This window comes from Dictyobacter vulcani (assembly GCF_008974265.1).
Taxonomy (GTDB): Bacteria; Chloroflexota; Ktedonobacteria; order Ktedonobacterales; family Ktedonobacteraceae; genus Dictyobacter; species Dictyobacter vulcani.
The window spans coordinates 486,309-504,905 of record NZ_BKZW01000003.1 but is presented as its reverse complement, the minus strand read 5'-3'; the positions used below and the strand labels follow the sequence as shown (position 1 = coordinate 504,905).

General features: G+C 48.8%; 16 protein-coding genes and 1 pseudogene. 11 read left to right on the top strand and 6 right to left on the bottom strand.

The features are described from left to right. The first annotated feature begins 60 nt into the window (after nucleotides 1-60). From KDW_RS26335 to KDW_RS26325, 3 genes are all read left to right on the top strand, one after another. Nucleotides 61-597 (top strand): NADPH-dependent FMN reductase, encoded by a 537-nt coding sequence (locus KDW_RS26335; protein ID WP_151758898.1) that lies wholly within the window; start codon nucleotides 61-63, stop codon nucleotides 595-597. A gap of 294 nt (nucleotides 598-891) precedes the next feature. Further along, on the top strand, nucleotides 892-1,671 hold the full coding sequence (locus KDW_RS26330; protein ID WP_151758897.1) for a COG4280 domain-containing protein: 780 nt from the start codon (nucleotides 892-894) through the stop codon (nucleotides 1,669-1,671). 29 nt (nucleotides 1,672-1,700) lie between these two features. Beyond that, complete coding sequence (locus tag KDW_RS26325; protein WP_151758896.1) at nucleotides 1,701-1,907, top strand: hypothetical protein; 207 nt, start codon at nucleotides 1,701-1,703, stop codon at nucleotides 1,905-1,907. Between the two features lie 128 nt (nucleotides 1,908-2,035). Here KDW_RS26325 and KDW_RS26320 read toward each other — a convergent pair whose 3' ends face one another. Both KDW_RS26320 and KDW_RS26315 read right to left on the bottom strand, forming a co-directional pair. Then, a complete protein-coding gene (locus KDW_RS26320; protein WP_151758895.1) occupies nucleotides 2,036-2,659 on the bottom strand; it encodes a Chromate resistance protein ChrB in 624 nt (207 codons plus the stop codon). 87 nt (nucleotides 2,660-2,746) lie between these two features. Beyond that, nucleotides 2,747-4,735 (bottom strand): NAD(+) synthase, encoded by a 1,989-nt coding sequence (locus KDW_RS26315; RefSeq protein WP_233097915.1) that lies wholly within the window; start codon nucleotides 4,733-4,735, stop codon nucleotides 2,747-2,749. A 441-nt stretch (nucleotides 4,736-5,176) separates the two neighbouring features. Between KDW_RS26315 and KDW_RS26310 the strand changes: the two genes are divergently transcribed. Further along, nucleotides 5,177-5,908 (top strand): DUF1361 domain-containing protein, encoded by a 732-nt coding sequence (locus KDW_RS26310; protein ID WP_151758893.1) that lies wholly within the window; start codon nucleotides 5,177-5,179, stop codon nucleotides 5,906-5,908. Between the two features lie 547 nt (nucleotides 5,909-6,455). Here KDW_RS26310 and KDW_RS26305 read toward each other — a convergent pair. Then, complete coding sequence (locus tag KDW_RS26305; RefSeq protein ID WP_151758892.1) at nucleotides 6,456-6,734, bottom strand: hypothetical protein; 279 nt, start codon at nucleotides 6,732-6,734, stop codon at nucleotides 6,456-6,458. A 232-nt stretch (nucleotides 6,735-6,966) separates the two neighbouring features. On the opposite strand from KDW_RS26305, the gene KDW_RS26300 reads away from it, so the two are divergent. The 5 genes from KDW_RS26300 (at nucleotide 6,967) to KDW_RS26280 (ending at nucleotide 14,794) form a co-directional block, all read left to right on the top strand. Next, the gene (locus KDW_RS26300; RefSeq protein WP_151758891.1) at nucleotides 6,967-9,147 is read left to right on the top strand and encodes a serine/threonine-protein kinase; all 2,181 of its coding nucleotides are present in this window, start codon (nucleotides 6,967-6,969) and stop codon (nucleotides 9,145-9,147) included. Between the two features lie 171 nt (nucleotides 9,148-9,318). Next, nucleotides 9,319-9,708, top strand: a complete 390-nt coding sequence (locus tag KDW_RS26295; RefSeq protein WP_151758890.1) for a PPOX class F420-dependent oxidoreductase — start codon at nucleotides 9,319-9,321, stop codon at nucleotides 9,706-9,708. Between the two features lie 169 nt (nucleotides 9,709-9,877). Further along, entirely contained in the window at nucleotides 9,878-13,015 is a 3,138-nt protein-coding gene (locus KDW_RS26290) for a winged helix-turn-helix domain-containing protein (RefSeq protein ID WP_151758889.1), read from the top strand. A 106-nt stretch (nucleotides 13,016-13,121) separates the two neighbouring features. Beyond that, a complete protein-coding gene (locus KDW_RS26285; protein ID WP_151758888.1) occupies nucleotides 13,122-14,402 on the top strand; it encodes an MFS transporter in 1,281 nt (426 codons plus the stop codon). 26 nt (nucleotides 14,403-14,428) lie between these two features. Then, nucleotides 14,429-14,794, top strand: coding sequence for a VOC family protein (locus KDW_RS26280; RefSeq protein WP_151758887.1), 366 nt, complete (start codon nucleotides 14,429-14,431; stop codon nucleotides 14,792-14,794). 137 nt (nucleotides 14,795-14,931) lie between these two features. Here the strand turns inward: KDW_RS26280 and KDW_RS26275 are convergent, their stop codons facing one another. After that, nucleotides 14,932-15,681, bottom strand: coding sequence for a 4'-phosphopantetheinyl transferase family protein (locus KDW_RS26275; protein WP_151758886.1), 750 nt, complete (start codon nucleotides 15,679-15,681; stop codon nucleotides 14,932-14,934). Between the two features lie 67 nt (nucleotides 15,682-15,748). Continuing rightward, nucleotides 15,749-16,600, bottom strand: coding sequence for a metallophosphoesterase family protein (locus KDW_RS26270; RefSeq protein ID WP_151758885.1), 852 nt, complete (start codon nucleotides 16,598-16,600; stop codon nucleotides 15,749-15,751). 308 nt (nucleotides 16,601-16,908) lie between these two features. Here KDW_RS26270 and KDW_RS26265 point away from each other — a divergent pair. Both KDW_RS26265 and KDW_RS26255 read left to right on the top strand, forming a co-directional pair. Then, nucleotides 16,909-17,327: pseudogene (locus KDW_RS26265) on the top strand (Uma2 family endonuclease). Between the two features lie 158 nt (nucleotides 17,328-17,485). Further along, nucleotides 17,486-18,031: a phosphotransferase-like protein gene (locus tag KDW_RS26255; RefSeq protein ID WP_151758882.1), complete on the top strand. Its 546-nt coding sequence runs from the start codon at nucleotides 17,486-17,488 to the stop codon at nucleotides 18,029-18,031. On the opposite strand, the gene KDW_RS26250 is transcribed toward KDW_RS26255, so the two are convergent. After that, nucleotides 18,019-18,552, bottom strand: a complete 534-nt coding sequence (locus KDW_RS26250) for a P-loop nucleotide/nucleoside kinase family protein (protein WP_151758881.1) — start codon at nucleotides 18,550-18,552, stop codon at nucleotides 18,019-18,021. The genes KDW_RS26255 and KDW_RS26250 overlap by 13 nt on opposite strands. Nucleotides 18,553-18,597 lie beyond the last annotated feature (45 nt).

Sequence of the window (18,597 nt, the reverse complement as noted above, 5' to 3'; positions counted from 1 at the left end):
CGACACTAACCTATACCTACCAACTCTTTCTTTTGGACAGAGCGCGAAAGGAATATATCTATGCGTATCCTGGCTATTTCTGGCAGTTTGCGTACCAGTTCAACTAATACCAGACTTGTGCGTGCGATCATCAAACTGGCACCCGCAACGATGGATTTCACACTTTATGAAGGTCTGGGAGATCTCCCTCATTTCTCTCCAGATATTGATGATGACAAATCGCCTGCGGCGGTACAAACATTCCGGCAATTGCTGACCGATGCAGATGGGGTACTGATCTGTACTCCTGAATATGCCTTCGGGGTTCCTGGTGTGCTGAAGAATGCGCTCGACTGGACTGTTTCTAGCGGCGATTTCTCGGGCAAGCCGGTCGTGGCCATCAGTGCATCTCCACTATGGGGAGGAGGAGATAAAGCCCATGCATCGCTGATGCTGACCCTGCAAGCTTTAGGCGCAAATGTTCCCGAAGCAGGTACACTCTCCATCCCTCATATCAACAAGAAACTGGATCCTGCTGGTGAGCTTGTGGATGCTGAAGTCACACAAAAATTGATCACGGTTCTTGAGGCTCTGGCACAGACTATTGAGCATCTTTAAGCTCATACTTATATTCAATCACTCCATCTTCTTACTATGAAAAAAAGATAATAAAAGTTCTCCAATCGTACAATCTACATTGGAGAACTTTTATCGTTGAAAGAAGTTAACTTACAATTATTCGCCTGTTAAAAATGGTGTAAAACCTGTTGCTAGCAACATATGTTACAAAAAATATATGTTACAATAGGTAAAGAGACACACAGTGTTCTTCTTTGTGCGTATCACAAACAGTTTGGTAAGTAGATAAAGCATGGCCGTCTCGTTGTAATTGTGAAAAAGGAGTTTGCTCTTATGGAATGGGCAGTGACCGTTGCGGCATTTCTCGCATCAGCCGTAGAATTTGTCGAAGCCTTTACGATTGTTCTGGTCGTTGGCATCACGATAAACTGGCGTAGTGCGATGATTGGCGCCCTGGCGGCAGCCGTGGCCCTGGCTGTTATTGTAGCAGTCTTTGGTACGGCGATTGTTTATTATGTTCCCATCGAGCTTTTACGCTTGATCGTTGGATTTATTCTTATTCTCTTTGGTTTAAAATGGCTCAAAAAAGCTATTCTGCGCTATAGCGGTCTGAAAGCACTCCATGATGAGGAAGCTATTTTTGAGGAGACGATGGCGGAGATGCGTGCGCGTGGTGAAGATATCACCCAGATTCAACCGACAGCGGTGGCGCTCTCATTCAAATCTGTCTTGCTTGAAGGACTGGAAGTCGCCTTCATCGTGATTACGTTTGGCAGTAATGCCACCTCATCTCATAGTGGTATCGGTGGTATCGCCTCAGCTGCGATCGGCGCTATCGTGGCAGGCATCCTGGTAATCATATTGGGAGCACTGGTACGCGCCCCACTCAAACAGGTGCCTGAAAACACGCTGAAGTTTGTGGTTGGCATTATGCTCACATCATTTGGTACCTTCTGGATGATCGAAGGCTTTAAGGTTGACTGGCCTTTTGCGGATGCATTCATTCCTATTCTTGCTGCCATCTATCTACTGGCCTCATTTGTGCTGGTTACATGGCTGAAAAGCCAGAAGCGCTCAATCGCAGCATCAGCCGTTGGTAGTTTGGAAGAATAAATAGGAAAAGAAAGGGAGCGTATTTGCTGATGAAACCTCTAAAAGCGGTCTATAATTTCATCGTTGGGGATATGATTATTCTCATTGGTAGCTTACTAGTGTTTCTCTTACTGGCCCTGATCAATAATGTGGCCTCACTGACACCGATCCGACCTTATTCGGGAGCCATTCTGATCGTGGTCATCCTGGTCGTACTGAGCTTGACGCTTGGTCGAGAACTGCGTGGCAGAAAATAAGTCCGAGTCCTGCTCGCGGACGAAAGAGGGACCATCTATAGCTCTATACAGGCTACTAGATGGTCCCTCTTTCTTTTCGGTTCAAGTAAAAATAGCTGCATCTATCCAGTTAGATTGGCAGTCACTATTCAACTTTTGTGTGGATGGCTCCGCTCGGTACGGCGGGGATGAAGTTGTTTATTCTCCTGAGTGAACAGGGTTGTTTGCGACTCATCATCCTCTTGCTTAAGAAAAACCTTTTCCTCAAACTCTTCAAGCATTTTTGCGCAGCGCTCGATACGTTGTTGCGCGATCTCTCGTCGGGCCGCCCCAAACCAGTCACGCTCGACCACACGATCATACCAGCGACGGATCTTATCGAGCTCTTGTCCAATCTCTTCCGCTTCTGCGTAGGTGAAATTCTGACGAAAGGTTTCAAACTCAATCTCTTTGCTGAAATTCACATCGCAATTCTCAATGATCTCATCATATTGCAGATTACTCTGAGCAATGAAACCATCAACGATTTTATTTTCTTCTTCCTGAGGTAGTTCATTCAGGGGCAACAAGTGGTAAGTTCCTCCCTGCTCTGTGATCCGTTCAGTAATCTTCTGTAGCATTGTACGCAGTGTCGCTATTTCAGGAAAAATACAGACACTTTGTTGCAAGTAGAGCGCGCCCATTTTCTTCAGCTCGCGCCAGATACCTACACGGATTCCCGATGGCTGGCTTGGCACCTGATAAATTAAAAGAAGATAACGACGAAGGTCCATCTATTATGCCTCATCCTTTGATGATTGGTTGTTCTCATCTTCCAGTCTAATAATAGTACAAGAGACAATCGACCGCGAGGGTCGAAACTACTCTTTGGGTAGGGTGTGCTCTATGGCGTCTAACTCCTGGAGCCAGAGGGCGCTGCTGGCATCGCTGGGCATACGCCAGTCGCCACGTGGTGAGAGGGCGACCGATCCTACTTTTGGTCCATCAGGCATGGCTGAACGTTTGAATTGAGCAGCAAAGAAGCGCTGATAAAACAGGCGCAACCAGCGAAGCAGTTCAGCAGGCGTATGGTGTCCCGCGAAGACCTGGCAGGCCAGCCAGTAGATTTTGCGTGGCGTAAATGAATGGCGTACGGTATAAAAGAGGAAGAAATCATGCAGGACATAGGGTCCGATGGTGACTTCGGTCTCTTGCAGGATCGCCTCATTTTCACCCAATGGCAACAATTCAGGACTGATCGGGGTGGCACAAATATCCTGTAATACATCCGAGGTCTGACCACTGTAGACGCTTTCGGCGCACCATTCGATCAAATAGCGCACCAGGGTCTTAGGCACGCCGGAATTGACATGATACATGGACATATGGTCGGCATTGTATGTACACCAGCCGAGCGCTAGCTCTGAGAGATCTCCGGTTCCAACCATAAATCCACCAATCTGATTGGCCACATCCATCAGGATCTGGGTGCGTTCTCTGGCCTGAGCATTTTCATAGGTGATGTCATGGTCATTGCTGTCATGTCCGATGTCCCGGAAGTGTTGCAGTACGGCTTCGCGGATCGGGATCTCCTTCAGGGTGATACCCAGCGCCTTCGCCAGTAGTTCGGCGTTATTCCGCGTGCGTTTGCTGGTGCCAAAACCCGGCATGGTAATTGCCACAATACCTTCGAGCGGCAAAGACAACATCTCAAAGGCTTGCTGCGTAACCAGCAGGCCCAGCGTTGAATCCAGACCTCCGGAGAGTCCAAGGGTGATATGCCTGACACCGGTATGCTTGAGTCGTTTGGCCAGTCCAATGGCCTGCAATTGGAAGATCTCCTGACAATGATTGGCTCGCTGGTTTGGATCTGCTGGAACAAAAGGGGTTGGCGTCAGGTCGGGACGGATCAGCGCGTTCTGCTCGCTGGTCCGTGTCGAAACAGGCATCTCAAATTGAATAGTTCGGTATGTCCGGGACGGCCGGGCCGCTGAGAAACTACTATTGCGTAAGCGTTCATGTGTCATGCGTTGTACATCGACATCAGCAACCGCCATCTGGGTCGAGAAATGGAAACGCTCGGTCTCGGCCAGCATCTTGCCGTTTTCGCTGATAAAGGCATGGCCCGAAAAAATAACATCGGTTGTTGACTCACCGGGACCTGCGCCAGCATAGAGATAGGCCGCCAGACAGCGTGCAGATTGTTGCTGCACCAATGACAGACGGTATGGAGCCTTACCCAGAACTTCATCACTGGCCGAAGGATTGAGCAGGACCGTGGCACCGGCCTGGGCCTGATCACCACTGGGAGGTTGAACTGCCCACAGATCCTCACAGATCTCGATACCCAGCACACAGCCAGGAAAATTAGTGGCCGCGAACAGTAGATCCGTCCCGAAAGGAATGACCTTTCCACCCAGCTGCACAACATCTACAGAGCTATTCCTGGATGAGGTAAACCAGCGCTCTTCGTAGTATTCGTTGGTATTGGGCAGATATGTTTTCGGCACGATACCCAGTACCGCTCCTGCGTTGACATAGGCGGCACAATTATACAGTTTGCCACCAATTTCTACAGGCAGGCCAACTACAGCGGCCACGTTAGCCTCTCCTGCTACCCGTGCAATCGTGAGCAAAGCCTCAATGGCCTGCTGCTGCAACGCTGCCTGATAAAACAAATCAGCGCAGGTATATCCGGTAATGGAAAGTTCAGGAAAGAGCGCCAACTGACATCCCCTGGCCGCGGCATCATGCAAAGCATCACTAATAGCCCGGGTATTATAGGGAACATTTGCCACCTGCAACTCTGGTGCGACCACCGCGACCCGCAGAAAACCTAGCGAAGCTGGGGAGATTATATCTTGACTCACACTTATTCCTCTTCTTTGTTGATCTGGCCAGTTACCCATCTGCTTTCTATCTCGCGCCCGTCCAGGCCTTGATTGGCTCAAAGACTGGAAAACACGCACCTCCCACCCGTTCCGGCTAAAGTAGTTTTGAGTATACCATATTTGGGCTCCTCGACCATAAAATCATCCTGAAATGCTCACAGGGCTATTCCATTTTCAGGTAACAGTCGCGTTGAGATCAGAATCAAACAATTTTTCTATATGTGGGATGTGTCAGGTGTGCGGCCGCGGCCGCACACCTGACACATCCCACATATCCTAATCTGGCGCCGCAGGCGCCAAAAAGAAAAATCACATAGCTCTGGAAAGCTCATCCATCATCTATACTATGCAAGCATATGCATGTTATAATAGCTTTGTATTTGATGTGTCTTTAGTGTAGTAAACAGAGAAAATTTTATCATGAATCAGCATTTTGAGTTGCTTATCACAACAGCACTGCTTTTGCCGATGCTCGGAAGTACAATCCTTTTTTCCATTTTAACTGTCGGCCTCCTATTTGCACGCGCCAGAATCTACCCTTACCCACTCTATAAACCAATGCTGCTCAACCTTTTTCTGGCCTGGATTCCTATCGTTTGCGTCAGCATCGCCCTCTTTTTCTTTTTAACTTCCGTGACCTCACAACTCTGGCTCGTCATCCTGCTCCTATGTATCTGGTTCGTCTTCTTTCCCAATTCAACGTACCTGGTCACGGAGTTCCACCATCTCAAGGAAGAAGTCAACACAGTCCCTTTCTGGTTTGATACCATTGTCATTCTGTCCCTCGCTCTCTGCGGCGTGCTGCTAGGAGGCTTTTCACTGCTCCTGATTCATCGCATGCTGGACCTCTCTGTACCGCCAGTCTTTAGCTGGCTACTGATCATCATCTACCTCTTCGTTTCAAACGTAGGTATCTACATCGGGCGCTTCCTACGCTTCAATAGCTGGGATGTGCTGACCAACCCGCTGGGACTGGTCAAAAACGTACTGGGTGTGCTCAAAGATCGACAGAAAGCACGCAGCCTGCTACTCTTCTCAATCCTCTTCACCGTTTTCCTGCTCACCTTTTACCTCTTCCTGTACAGCACTGTCACCCCTATTATCTGGATCCTGGAAACACTGATCAAGCACTATCCAAGCCTTCCTCGCTAAACAGGTACACAATGACAAAAGCGTAACCCGCCGCAAGCCGCTGTGGTTTAAACCCAGGCGGATAGGCGGGTTTCTCGTGGGCTTTAGCCCTTGCTTGTTGCATAGAATGCATGGTTGGATTATACTGCATAGGTGCAACGAAGGCACGACAGCACAGGCTGTACGGCCTTAGGAAGTGTTGCCAGGCAAAATCGTTCAAGAAAAGCCTCCCACTGATGCATGCATCAGTTTTCGAAAGAGAAAGGTGTTCACCCTTTCCAGGTCGCCAAACACCCGACGTTGGCTGCACACCCGTCGGGTACGGCATGAAACGGTGAACAGGCATGGCACCGCCCTTCAAGCGAGCAGATGTGTGGATCTGTGCTTGAGTGTATTCCTCACCCACTACGGTCTTCAACGAGTTGCCTCAACGAGGCACCGACTCAGGGGGCCGACTACGTAGGAGTGCAAGAAGCCGCCGCCCCTTCAGGGCGTGCGGAGTGTCACCACAGCCAGGTATCACTGAATACCGATGCCTGGCATTCATGTTTAGCTTAATCCTAGATTTTCAGGAGGATTTTCCCGACGTTGGTACGAGACTCAATACAATGACGTTCGTGCCACTGCCATAGAGCCAGCCAGTTAACTTAATGTGGTCCGCAGTCGTGAAGGTTACATCTTTCCGCGGCACGACTGGCACAGTCGGTGTTGGAGTTGCCACTGGTTGCGCACTCCTCACGGATTTGGTCTCGGGCGCCTGTGGCGTTGATCCACAGGCCTGTAATATACATAGCAGCGCAAAACATAATACTATGCCAGGCCATAAGAGTTGCGGCTTTCTACCCATCAGTTGCTCCTCCATGAAATCTCAGATAGATATGCATTCATCTGCACATCATTACAGAATAAAACTCATACTTATATCCATTAATCCAGGCTTTATATATCAATATATAATTACGCCATCTATTAGCAGATTATCACCTATCAACCACAACATAATGGAGACGACATTTAGCTTGTGAAATAATAGAGTGTGCATACGTATATTTAATAGAGATAGGAGCAGGAGTTTAAATATGCGTAAAACACAGAAGCTTGTGGGAGCGAATAATAATCCAGGTGATTCATCACAACAACAATCTATGCTCTATACATCAACGCAACAAACTTCACTGATCCATGGGCGCTATGAGGTGCTGCGCAAACTGGGCGATGGTGGCTTTGGCGCGGTTTATCTGGCGCGAGATACCCATCACTCAGCCAATTCACTGGTCGCATTGAAACAGATTAACCTTAAAGGGTTGTCTGCGCAACAGATTATTGAAGCCACCGATACCTATAATCGCGAAGTACAGTTGCTTTCACAATTCAGGCACCCACAGTTGCCTCGCCTACGCGAAGCATTCTCTGATGCGGAACATTGGTATCTGGCCATGACCTATTTCGGGGGTGAATCATTTGAAACCTATCTCAAACAGCGCTATACCAATCCTGGCTCCCCGGACTATCATCCATTACCATTAAAAGAGATCTTAGCTGTAGCCAATGAGCTCTGTGAGGTGCTGACTTATCTGCATGAACATGAACCACCGATTATTTATCGCGATTTGAAACCGGACAATATTATTCGCTCGGGACCCGGTAAGCTCTATTTGATCGATTTTGGCATCGCACGCAATTTTAAACAGGCTCAGCAGAAGGATACGATCCCCTTTGGCTCGCCTGGCTATGCGGCTCCTGAGCAATATGGCAAGGCTCAAACTGATGAACGGTCAGACATTTATAGCCTGGGCGCGCTACTGCATTATCTGCTTTCCGGCAATGATCCCATTGACTCACCACTGCATTTTGCCCCCCTCAATTCGCCAGACCCACAACAAGCACGCCTGGAACAACTGGTGATGCACATGGTCTCGCTGCCAGCTGACAAGCGGCCAGATAGCATACGCACAGTGATGAGCGAGCTACAAAAGCTGAAGCAACCTGTTATTTCGCCCGCTCAACAGAAGGTCATCAAAAGAAGAAATTTCGTTATTGGTGGACTTACCACCGCTGGCTTGCTGGCCAGTGGGCTGGCCTGGAAGGCCAACGCTGATCAACCGTGGCGCCGTGATCTACTCTTTCATGTTGATGAGATCAACCACAAAAGTATTCAAGCGGCCGCCACCATTAATCTGATGCCAGGTACCATAACAAATACACCTGCATGGTCACCTGATAGTCGCTTTATCGCCACCACAACCAGCGGCGGAGGAATCTTTATCTGGGATATCGCACGTGAGGTTTTGGAGCACAGTTTGAATGCAAAATCTCAAGCCAGCCGTCAGATCAACTGGTCGCACAATGGTCGTTATCTGGCCATCGATCACCATAATAACACTTATTTAAAAGAACCTGCTTCAATCCTGATCTATGACACTTCAAGCTGGAAACCTCTAACGCCACTAACTATCACCTCATATAAATTAGCCATTGTAGGCAATTATCGCTCTTGCTTTGCTTTTTCCTGGGCACCTGATAGCCAACACCTGGCAACCCATGATTACACGGGTCAGATAAAAATATGGGATATCACGGCTAGCAAGGGTAACAATGTGTTACAGAAAATTAGCAGCAACAACCAACCTTCTCTCGTTAAGCATTATATTTATGACACATGGATCTCCTGGTCACCAACCGGCGATAAGCTGGCATTCAACGATCTAGAAGACAATGCCATCATCTGGGATATCAAGCAAGGAAAAAAATTATCCTCACTAAATGCAAATAAAGCGCCAATCGAGGATGGCATAAGTCAGAGTTACTCCTATATGACTATACCTGTTCCATTGGCATGGGCCCCCGATGGTCATCGTGTGGCTATCGCCGATTATATTCCAGGCAGCGGGGATCAGCCCGGCAAGCAATGTGTCTCGATATTTGACGCGAACACTGGTAGCAAACTCTCATCCCTGGATTCCGTGGACAATAATCTGGCGGAGGTCGCCTGGTCACCCAATGGCAAATACATTGTGGCGTGCAGTTATTACGAGATTAAACCATGGATGCGGATAGGATTTAGCAGAGGTCGTATAACCGACCATTATGAAAATTTACAGTGTTGGGATGCCAGAACAGGACAACTGCTGGGCCAGAGCCATGATTCAGAAGAAAACACCTATACAGCCTCGTTTCCTGCCTGGTCACCCGATAGCCAACACATCGCCACCATGGGGCGGGATCCAGCCAGACTTTATCTCTGGAATCCCGGCTGGTAATACGCTAGATACTACAGAGATATAACATCTTTACCATCTGGTTGATCATCTTTATTTCGTTATTGTCCGTATTACTATAATGGTAAGGATTTAATGAACGCCTTATTACTTGTTTAAAGAGCATCACTCGTCTGGATATTCCAGAGCGGATAATAGAAAGAGGCTTTTCTTATGGCAGGACTTAATAATCAAACAGTGCAACAAATACTGCAAGGTAAAAGCTTTGCGCACCTGGCCACCATTGGGGTGAATGGCGATCCACAAACGTCGCCAATGTGGTTTTTGTGGGATGGCGAACATATTAAGTTCACCCATACGACGTCGCGCACCAAGTATGAGAACATCAAGCGCGACCCACGCGTCTCTGTATCTATCACCGATGAGCGTGATCCCTATATCTACGCCGAGTTTCGCGGCGTCGTTGAGCGGATTGAGGAGGATCCAGAGGGAGCCTTCTATGATACCCTGGCCAAGCGCTATGGCTCAAAAAGCCGCTATCCCGGTGATGAGCGTGTGATCTTACATGTGAAGGTTGAACATGTCGTAGGCCAAAGCCTGTAAGCAACGGATTACGCTTAACACTATCCATACACTCTCATAAGTATCCTGGCCTTTAATTGCTACATTCACATGTATACGTTGTTGGGGAACAATTGCTTTTTGCTCCCCAACAACGTATAATCATCCCCACGAGTTGTTGGGGAACAAAAGCAGAGAGCCAGGATGATTCATGCCCAAAAGCGCACGCTATATCCTTCGCTGGTTGCCTGAACAGGCAGCCTACAGTTTTATCGGGCCCACAGACGAGCCATCACCTGCCTTGATGGACAGTAGTGATGATTGGTTGCGCTGGCTTGAGACCCATGATGCATTTGCTTTTGCTGGACGCAATGGGCGCATCAATCTCTTAAAAGAACGGCGGCGCAACAAGGATGAAGGCTACTGGTATGCCTATCGACGCCACCAGGGCCGCATGCGTAAACGCTATCTCGGCTTAAGTTCACAATTGAGTATAGATCGTCTCGAAGAGATGGCGGACCTGCTGCATGAGCAGGACATTGCCACAACTCCACAACCATTCAACAATATCGCCAGCTTAAATAATGTAGGTAATGCGACAATAACGCACGCAGTATCTTTCGAGCCATTACTGCTCCCCAAACTACAATTACCACAGTTACAAAAATCGTTGCTGCCCCGTGAGCAGTTATGGCAATTGCTAGATCGAGGACTGGAACATAAGCTGACAGTTGTATCGGGACCTGCTGGTTATGGCAAGACAACCACAGTCAGCCAGTGGATCGCCCATAATAGTACACGTGCTGATTTTCCACGTGTTGGCAGTGTCACCTTGGATGATGAAGATAATGATGTGGTACGCTTCTGGCGCTATCTGATCGCGGCTTGCCAGACCCTACACCCCGGCTGTGGGGAGGAAGCATTGGAATTATTGAGGGCCCATCGCCTGCCTCCCTTTAAGCCGTTGCAGATGATGTTGACCTCCTTAATCAATGAATTAAGCCAATTTACATATCCCGCCATACTGATCCTGGATGATTGCCATGTCATCAACTCGCCACAGGTGATTGAGTCGCTCAACTTCTTTTTTGATCACCTCCCGGGATCTCTCCACTGCTTTATCATTCTACGCGGCGATCCCATGTTCTCGGTAGCTCGCCTGCTCGGCCGCAATGAACTGCTAGATATTTATCCGCCTGCACTAGCTTTCTCCTTCGAAGAGACATGCGCGTTCTTTGAGCAGGAGTTACCATTCAAACTCTCTTTAAAAGATCTACGCCATATTCATGAGCAACTTCAAGGTTGGGCTACTGGTCTGCGATTACTGGCGCGCGCCCTGGCTGATACAGCGAATACACACACCATTCAACAAATACTGACCAACTTCAGCCAGAACTATTGGAGTATTCGCGAATATTTATTGAATGAAGTCTTCCTTACATTATCAGAAAAACTGCAGGAATTCCTCTTACAGACCAGTGTACTGCCTCTCCTTACGGCTCCACTGTGTGATGCGCTTCGGGAAAGCCAGGATAGCGAGCAGTTCATCCAGGCATTACAGGCTGGCGACATGTTTTTGATTCCGCTCTATGGATCAAATCAATGGGCGCGCTATCATCCACTCTTTGCTGAGGTAATGCGCCAGGAGGCACAACGCAAACTAGGCGATAACGCTCTGCGCCTGTTATCCGCGCGGGCCAGTATCTGGTATGAAGAACATGGCTTGCAAACAGAAGCGATTGAGGCCGCGCTCGAGGCAAAGGCATTTCCACGGGCAATCAAGATCATTGAACAATTGATCGCAAGTCAACAACAGGACCACACGCCGGCCGCGCAAAAAATATATAGCCTGAGACGCTGGCTACAAGGTCTACCGGAAGAAGAACTGATCCACCATCCAGATATCTGTGTACGCTATGCCATGTCATTACTTTTTTTACTGCTGGAGGATCCCGGCACAACACATGGCTTGCCGCAAATCCAGCGCTTGCTACAGATGGCTGAACAATACTGGCGGGACGCGAATAATATAGAGAAACTGGCAGAGGTGTTTGCGTTTCGAGCACTTCTGGCGCGGCAGGAAGGAAATATTCTGCCGGCAGTAACCTGGGCCAGACAGGCGTTGGCCTGGCTTCCGGCCACCGAACGTACCTGGCGCAATCTGGCTCTGACGGTGGTAGGTGTTGGCGAGATCTTGACCGGCGATCTTATGGCTGCGCGCAGGATTCTGCTGGAAGCACTGACACTGAGTGAGCAGCAGGGGAACCTTCTGTATGCACGCGCAACCAGGGGAATGCTCAGTGGGGCCAGTTTTGAACTTGGAGAATTGCGACATACAGCTGAACAACTTCGGCAGATTCTCCATGAGGCCAGAATCCAGGAAGATCGCGATGATATTACACGCATGCAATTAGGATTGGCAAACATTTACTATCAATGGAATCAGCTTGAGGAGGCCAGGCAGGCCGCTCAGGAAGCGTTTGAACTGAGTGAACAGACACATACTGAAGATACCTTAGCCCACACAACGATGTGTCTGGCCAGTATTGAGCAGGCTCAGGGACAGACTGAACAGGCTCAGCAGCGTCTCACGGCCTGGTTAGTACGCATGCAAACACCCACAACAGCCCAGAGCAATCAACTCTCACGCGAGGTACGTAGCATGCTGGCTCGTTTCCAGCTTGCCAGCGCTAATCAGATGGCCGTGGAGCGCTGGTTTGCCTCGGTTGAGCAGGCTCAGGAGACTTTACCATTACTCCAACGCAGGCGTGAACAGCTGATGAGTGTCCGCTTTTTGTTGTCACAGGGAGCATTAACTCCAGCACTCGTACAACTCGAAGAACTTTACACCAGTGCGCAGCAAACAGGACATGTCCTGCTCAGTCTGGAGGTCCTGGTGGTGCTTGTGCTGGCCCATGCGCGGCAAGGTACATACCAAAAGGCACATGAGCAACTACACCAGTTGTTGCAATTAACCCAGGGCGAAGGCTATCTGCGCCTCTTCCTGGATGAAGGTGAGGAGATGGCTACCTTGCTACGCAACCACTTACCGCAGGTTCAGAGCAAAGTGTTACATACCTATGTCCGGAAATTGCTCACCGCCTTTGAGCCACAGGGCCGCCAGCGTTCAACCTCAGCGCAAACGTTGCTCTCTGAGCCGTTAAGTCAGCAAGAACAAAAAGTGCTGCGCCTGCTGGCTATGGGCAACTCTAATGCCGAGATTGCAAGCGAACTGGTAGTGTCGGTCAATACGATACGTTCCCAGGTCCAGAGCATCTACCGCAAATTGGATGTCAACAACCGTATCCAGGCGAGCGAACGCGCCAGACAACTCAATATAAACGGCTAACAATCATCCTTCCTTCATCCACAAATATGATGCCAGTTCATCCATCTGACTTTTATAGTAGGGACTGTTACACACACAAAAAGAGTCAGATAGGAGAATATATCATATGAGTACAACGGAAGCCCCACCAGTCCAACAAGGAGAAAAGAAGCCCACGCCTAAACGCAAGGCGATCATTTTTCTGGCTATCGTTGCCTTCCTAAATACGGTTGGCTTCACCATTGTTGGTCCTGTAACGCCTTTTATGACCCGCCAGTATATCAGCAATGGCAATGATCTGGCCCTGGTAGTGGCCTGGATGCTCTCAATCTACGGTATCTGCCAGCTGATTGCCGCCCCTGGACTGGGTTTGCTGAGTGATCGCTATGGTCGTCGACCTGTCCTGTTTATCTGCCTACTCGGTTCAGCGCTTGGATACCTGATCTTTGGATTGGGTGGTGCGCTCTGGATTCTTTTCCTGGGGCGTATCATTGATGGCTTGACTGGCGGCAACTTCAGCATTCTCTTTGCCTATGTCGCAGATATAACCGAGCCAGAAGAGCGTGGCTCTTACTTTGGTCTCCTGGGTGGGATCTCAGGGGTTGGATTTATTCTTGGACCCGCCATTGGTGGCTTGCTGGCAAACGTCAGTTATAGCACACCGTTCCTGGTTGCGGCTGCGATCACACTTCTCAACCTGCTCTGGGGTTTCTTCTTCTTACCGGAAAGCCTGCAAAAAGCACATCGCATCAGCAGCATTCGTCTGCGCGACCTGAATCCGCTGGCGCAGTTAGGAACCGTCTTCCGTATCGCCAACCTGCGCTGGCTGCTACTGGCAGGATTCTTCTATGCCTTTCCGTTCGCCAGCCTCCAGGCCAACCTGACTATTCTGATGAAGGATAGTCTGGGCTGGAATCCGACCCAGGCTGGACTGGTTGCCACATTGGTTGGTATCGTCGATATCGTGGCACAGGGCGTATTAGTCGGCAAATTGCTGCCGTTCTTTGGGTACGTCAAACTCAGCATCGGCTCGCTGATCCTGGTTGCCATTAGCTACATCCTGCTGGGAGCGGTAGCCATCGTCGCCTCACCGCTCCTGATGATCGCTGGTGTCATCCTGTTTGCTGGCGCCGGTGGGCTGGTTGAAAACGCTCTACGCGGCCTGACATCCCAGGCAGTTGGCCCCCAGCAACAAGGACTGGTTGGTGGTGCCAGCCAATCCATGCAATCCCTGGCCATGATCATTGGACCAATCTTCGGCGGTATCCTCTACGCTCAATTTGGACACGCCAGTCCTTATTGGTCGGGAGCCTTGATCATCGCTCTGGCCATCCTGGCAATAATATTGGCCCTACCAGCCTTGCGAGTACACCAGGCAGGCACAAAAAACATGCCACAACAAATTTAGCTCAACACGTTTATCAGGAGAATCTCATGCAACTCAACCATCTCAATCTCTGTGTAGACGATCTCGCACAGGCGCGTGCCTTCTTCCAGGACCGCTTCGATTTCCAGTTCCTGGAACAGAAAGGGAATGCTATCGCTGTCATGACAGACCGACACCATTTCACACTTGTCCTGAGTCAATATCGAGACATCGAGAAGGAACCACCAGCATATCCTAAAGATTTTCACGTTGGATTTATTCTAGAAACATGCGCACAGGTAGACCAGACTTATAGCCGTCTGGAAGCCACAGAGATTCAGCTCACGCAAGGGCCCAGGAACATGAGAGGAAGCTACGGCTTCTACTTCAAAGCACTCAATAATATTCTCTTTGAGGTAAGCTGCCCACATTAGCGGCTTACGATCAATAATCCTGGCTCTCTATGTAGCATGGTACTACCTGATGTTATCAAAATATATCTGGCTCAAAGAAGGAAATGCGCTTTGTTTTATGGTGCAGGCTTCCTTCTTTGATACGGTTTCAGCCACGCTTATAGTGTGCCGTTCCATTGCCAACAAGATATGTCGGGGAGTGGGCCTTCAACGGCGAGGGCTCCAGCATAATCAGCGCCTGGTTCCAGCTTCGCCATACTCCAGCGCTGTACTTCAGCAGGATCTTCGCGGCTGGCCAGCAGGGCTACTGGCTTGTCCGGTGCCAGCGCAACATCAAAGAGATTGAGTTCTAGTGATAATCCCATACCCCGGCCTTTGATGTACGCTTCCTTGCTGCTCCAGCACTTAAAAAATGCTGCTTTCTGCTGCGAAGTCGCAAGCGATAGCAATACCGCTTGCTCAGTTGGAGAGAAGCTATGCCGGGCCAGTTCTTCATAGCCAATGTCGTCACGCATATATTCGACATCTACACCGATTTGTCGCTGCCAGGTGAACGCATAGAGTGCCATTTCGTGGGAATGCGACAGATTAAATTCTAGCCGCGGTTGCTGATCAGGCTGTACCAGACTCGGTTTGCCATAAGCGTTCACCTGGAAACGCAGTGCTCGGGGATCTTGTCCAGTGTACCTGGCCAGCAAAATCCGCAAGATACCGTGGGCAATGGTCCAACGATAACGGTCACGTTCAAAATAGAAACGCTGTGCTCTGGCCTGTTCTTCAGGAGATAGGATGTGTCTGAAACGTTCCACACTCTCCTGTGAAGCACGCAGGTCTGCACGCCAGACATGCACAGCACTTTGTTCTAGTTTCAATGTAGAAGGAGGCGGCTGCCATATATCTTCAATCATCACGCATACTTTCCATAAATAATAGGATCAAGCACTTTTTTCCTGAATGATGACAATAAATACATACTCATCGATACCATTGGGTCGCGGGCTGCTGCTCCGGTAGCGGTGGTCCCGGGAGAATTTCGCGTAGATATCCCTGCACGCCTTTTTCTGACTTCCAGTTACGCTGATAGCCAAGCGAGACCTCTTCAAAGCGTACGCCATCGCGGTAATCGGTCGTACGTACATGAATATGGCCAGAGACAACGACAGAAACCGGAAAGCGTGTATGCCAATCCTCTGTTTGTGTCGTACCACACCAGATTGAGAAACGTGGAATATTATAGACACGAGCAAATTCCTGGCGCAGTGGAAAATGGTTAATTAAAACCAGCGAATAAGCGGCTGGAATCTCCGCCAGGCGCTTTTCAGTATACGCCAGCCGTGCCTGACACCAGGCTTGTCTACTTGGATAAGGGGTTGGATGCAAAAGATATTCATCGGAACACAGAACATCAGTCTCCTGCGCCCAGGCCACGGCTCCCTCTTCAGAGACATCAGCCGGTCGAAAACTATAGTCATAGAGCAGAAACAGCGGTGCCAGCACAAAAGCTTCTTTCCAGATTGGATATGGATCTTCCGGAGTACTGACCCCATAGGAGCGACAAATATTGACCAGGAAACGATAGCGCTCGTCACCTTCTAACGCGCTATCTTTGGTGCCCGGAACTGTCCAGAGATCATGGTTTCCTGGCACCCACAGAACTTTAGCAAAGCGTCTGGTTAAAATGGAGAGCGCGTAATGGAGATGCTCTGCCGTCTCGCCAACATCACCCGCCACGATCAACCAATCATCAAGATAATAGGGTAACTCGGCTAATGCCAGCCGATTACTGGGAACACCAAGATGCAAATCGCTGATTGCATAAACTTTCATAGTAAACTCTTTACTGGCTCTTTTATGGCTTCAAAATGTATAACTGCTATATTTTCGCTTATAGCAAAAATATTTGGATTGATGCTTCGCTGTCTGTGAGAATACTAGACTCTTGTCACTTATGTCAAGCAATGAAGATTCATAAGAATAATTACTTCTGATTAGGCCTGTAATCACATTAGAAACAGATGACGTAATTTCTTTGAACTCTATATAATTAGTGGTCGTTTGTTGCTAATTATGTTCCTTTTAGGATATCGTATATCGTACATAAGTGGAGTTGTTTTTGATGGCGTAGGAGGGGAGTGATGTTCGATCCTCAGCGTAGCTATACAGTAGATGACTATTGGAAAATGATTGAGGCTTTCCAGGATCGTAAGTATAAATATATTGATGGATATATTCGTATGATGACTGGTGGCTCACTAGCCCACGCTCAGATTGAGGTGAATCTGGCGCGTCTGTTCGGGAATGCTCTCCTGGATAGTGAATGTGTTACGTATGGACCTGGTGCTATTCTGCGTTTATCTGAGGATCATTATTACTGTCCAGATTTATCGGTATCATGCGATCCTGCCGATTGGACAAAAAAGTTATGGATTCACCAACAGTGGTAGTAGAAGTTATGTCCCCTTCCACTCAACATATAGATAAGGGCGAGAAACTAGAGGCCTATCAGAAATATCCCACTATCCAAGAGATTTTGCTTGTCGATTCACAGCGCTAGTATGTGAAGCATTTTCACCGTGTCAATGCTTATAAGTGGGAAGACAGTTTGTATCAAAAAAAAGTGATGCATTTATGCTCGAAAGCCTTGATATGTCACTAACACTTCAGGATATCTATCTAAAGATCTATCTGGAGTTAGAAGAAGAGTAATGTCCCTTGAATAATCAACAGCCAGCAATCATTGTAGTAACTGGGATTATGGCGGCCGGCAAGTCCACCATTGCCCATTTACTCGCACAACGCTTTCAGCGCGGCGTCCATATAGAAGCTGATATGTTGCAACGCATGATCGTGGCCGGAGGAAAATGGGTCAGCCAGCGTGATCCAGGCGAACCGCATGGCGAGGCGGCACAACAACTTCGCTTGCGTCTCAAGAATATGTGCTTGCTGGGAAAATCATTCTTTGAGGCAGGCTTCATAGTGGTGCTTGATGACATAATCCTGGGAGACCGCTGGCAGCATTTACAGGAAGAGCTAAATGGTGTTCCTTTTTCGCTGGTAGTGCTGGCTCCGCATGTTGATATTGTTACTCAACAGAGAGATCGACAGCGCTCAAAACCCGCCCGGGGTTCTGCCTGGGCAACCTACCTTGACCGTGAGCTTAGAACCTCTATGGCAGGCATCGGTCTGTGGATTGACAACACAGAACAAACGCCAGAAGAAACCGTCACAGAGATTCTTCAAAGCCTTCAAGCCGAATAATGAACAAGGCGTTCTAGCCATGCCATAATCTCTGTCAGGCATACATCGAGCGGCTGGCTGGTGTCGATGATAAGGTGGGGATGCGTGATAGTGTAGGATTCTTGAGTGGCTGGTTGCTGTAGAAAATGCTGGAAGGAATGCCAATCAGTCTGATGGTGTACAGGCAGTTGGAGTGTCTTGCGGGCATTGATACGTTGCTCCCAATTGGACGAATCCGAGCAAACACATTCCAGGATAGCAAGGGAGGCATGTGCTTCTCTGCTTATCGCTTGAGCACGTTCATATGAAATGCTCCCTGTTAATGGACTATCACAGATCACACTCAATCCCTGCTGCAGTTGACGGCGAGCGACATTGAACATAACCTCATATGCCAGGCCACCAACTAACGGGATAGTATCATCTAGCAGATCTCTAATATCATCTTTATCAATGAGAGGCCAGCCAAGTTTTTGGCTCAAAGCACGGCTGATGGTGCTTTTCCCACAACCAGAAAAACCTTTCAGCGCAATCAACAACATATAAATATACCTCTTTTTAGCATCTTAACATACATCGCGTCGACA

What these genes read in the sequence shown, in the direction of transcription:
- KDW_RS26275 (WP_151758886.1), bottom strand. Translation starts at nt 15,681, where the DNA reads ATGATTGAAGATATATGGCAGCCGCCTCCTTCTACATTGAAACTAGAA.
- KDW_RS26330 (WP_151758897.1), top strand. Translation starts at nt 892, where the DNA reads ATGGAATGGGCAGTGACCGTTGCGGCATTTCTCGCATCAGCCGTAGAA.
- KDW_RS26320 (WP_151758895.1), bottom strand. Translation starts at nt 2,659, where the DNA reads ATGGACCTTCGTCGTTATCTTCTTTTAATTTATCAGGTGCCAAGCCAG.
- KDW_RS26335 (WP_151758898.1), top strand. Translation starts at nt 61, where the DNA reads ATGCGTATCCTGGCTATTTCTGGCAGTTTGCGTACCAGTTCAACTAAT.
- KDW_RS26250 (WP_151758881.1), bottom strand. Translation starts at nt 18,552, where the DNA reads ATGTTGTTGATTGCGCTGAAAGGTTTTTCTGGTTGTGGGAAAAGCACC.
- KDW_RS26280 (WP_151758887.1), top strand. Translation starts at nt 14,429, where the DNA reads ATGCAACTCAACCATCTCAATCTCTGTGTAGACGATCTCGCACAGGCG.
- KDW_RS26285 (WP_151758888.1), top strand. Translation starts at nt 13,122, where the DNA reads ATGAGTACAACGGAAGCCCCACCAGTCCAACAAGGAGAAAAGAAGCCC.
- KDW_RS26295 (WP_151758890.1), top strand. Translation starts at nt 9,319, where the DNA reads ATGGCAGGACTTAATAATCAAACAGTGCAACAAATACTGCAAGGTAAA.
- KDW_RS26300 (WP_151758891.1), top strand. Translation starts at nt 6,967, where the DNA reads ATGCGTAAAACACAGAAGCTTGTGGGAGCGAATAATAATCCAGGTGAT.
- KDW_RS26305 (WP_151758892.1), bottom strand. Translation starts at nt 6,734, where the DNA reads ATGGGTAGAAAGCCGCAACTCTTATGGCCTGGCATAGTATTATGTTTT.
- KDW_RS26270 (WP_151758885.1), bottom strand. Translation starts at nt 16,600, where the DNA reads ATGAAAGTTTATGCAATCAGCGATTTGCATCTTGGTGTTCCCAGTAAT.
- KDW_RS26290 (WP_151758889.1), top strand. Translation starts at nt 9,878, where the DNA reads ATGCCCAAAAGCGCACGCTATATCCTTCGCTGGTTGCCTGAACAGGCA.
- KDW_RS26310 (WP_151758893.1), top strand. Translation starts at nt 5,177, where the DNA reads ATGAATCAGCATTTTGAGTTGCTTATCACAACAGCACTGCTTTTGCCG.
- KDW_RS26325 (WP_151758896.1), top strand. Translation starts at nt 1,701, where the DNA reads ATGAAACCTCTAAAAGCGGTCTATAATTTCATCGTTGGGGATATGATT.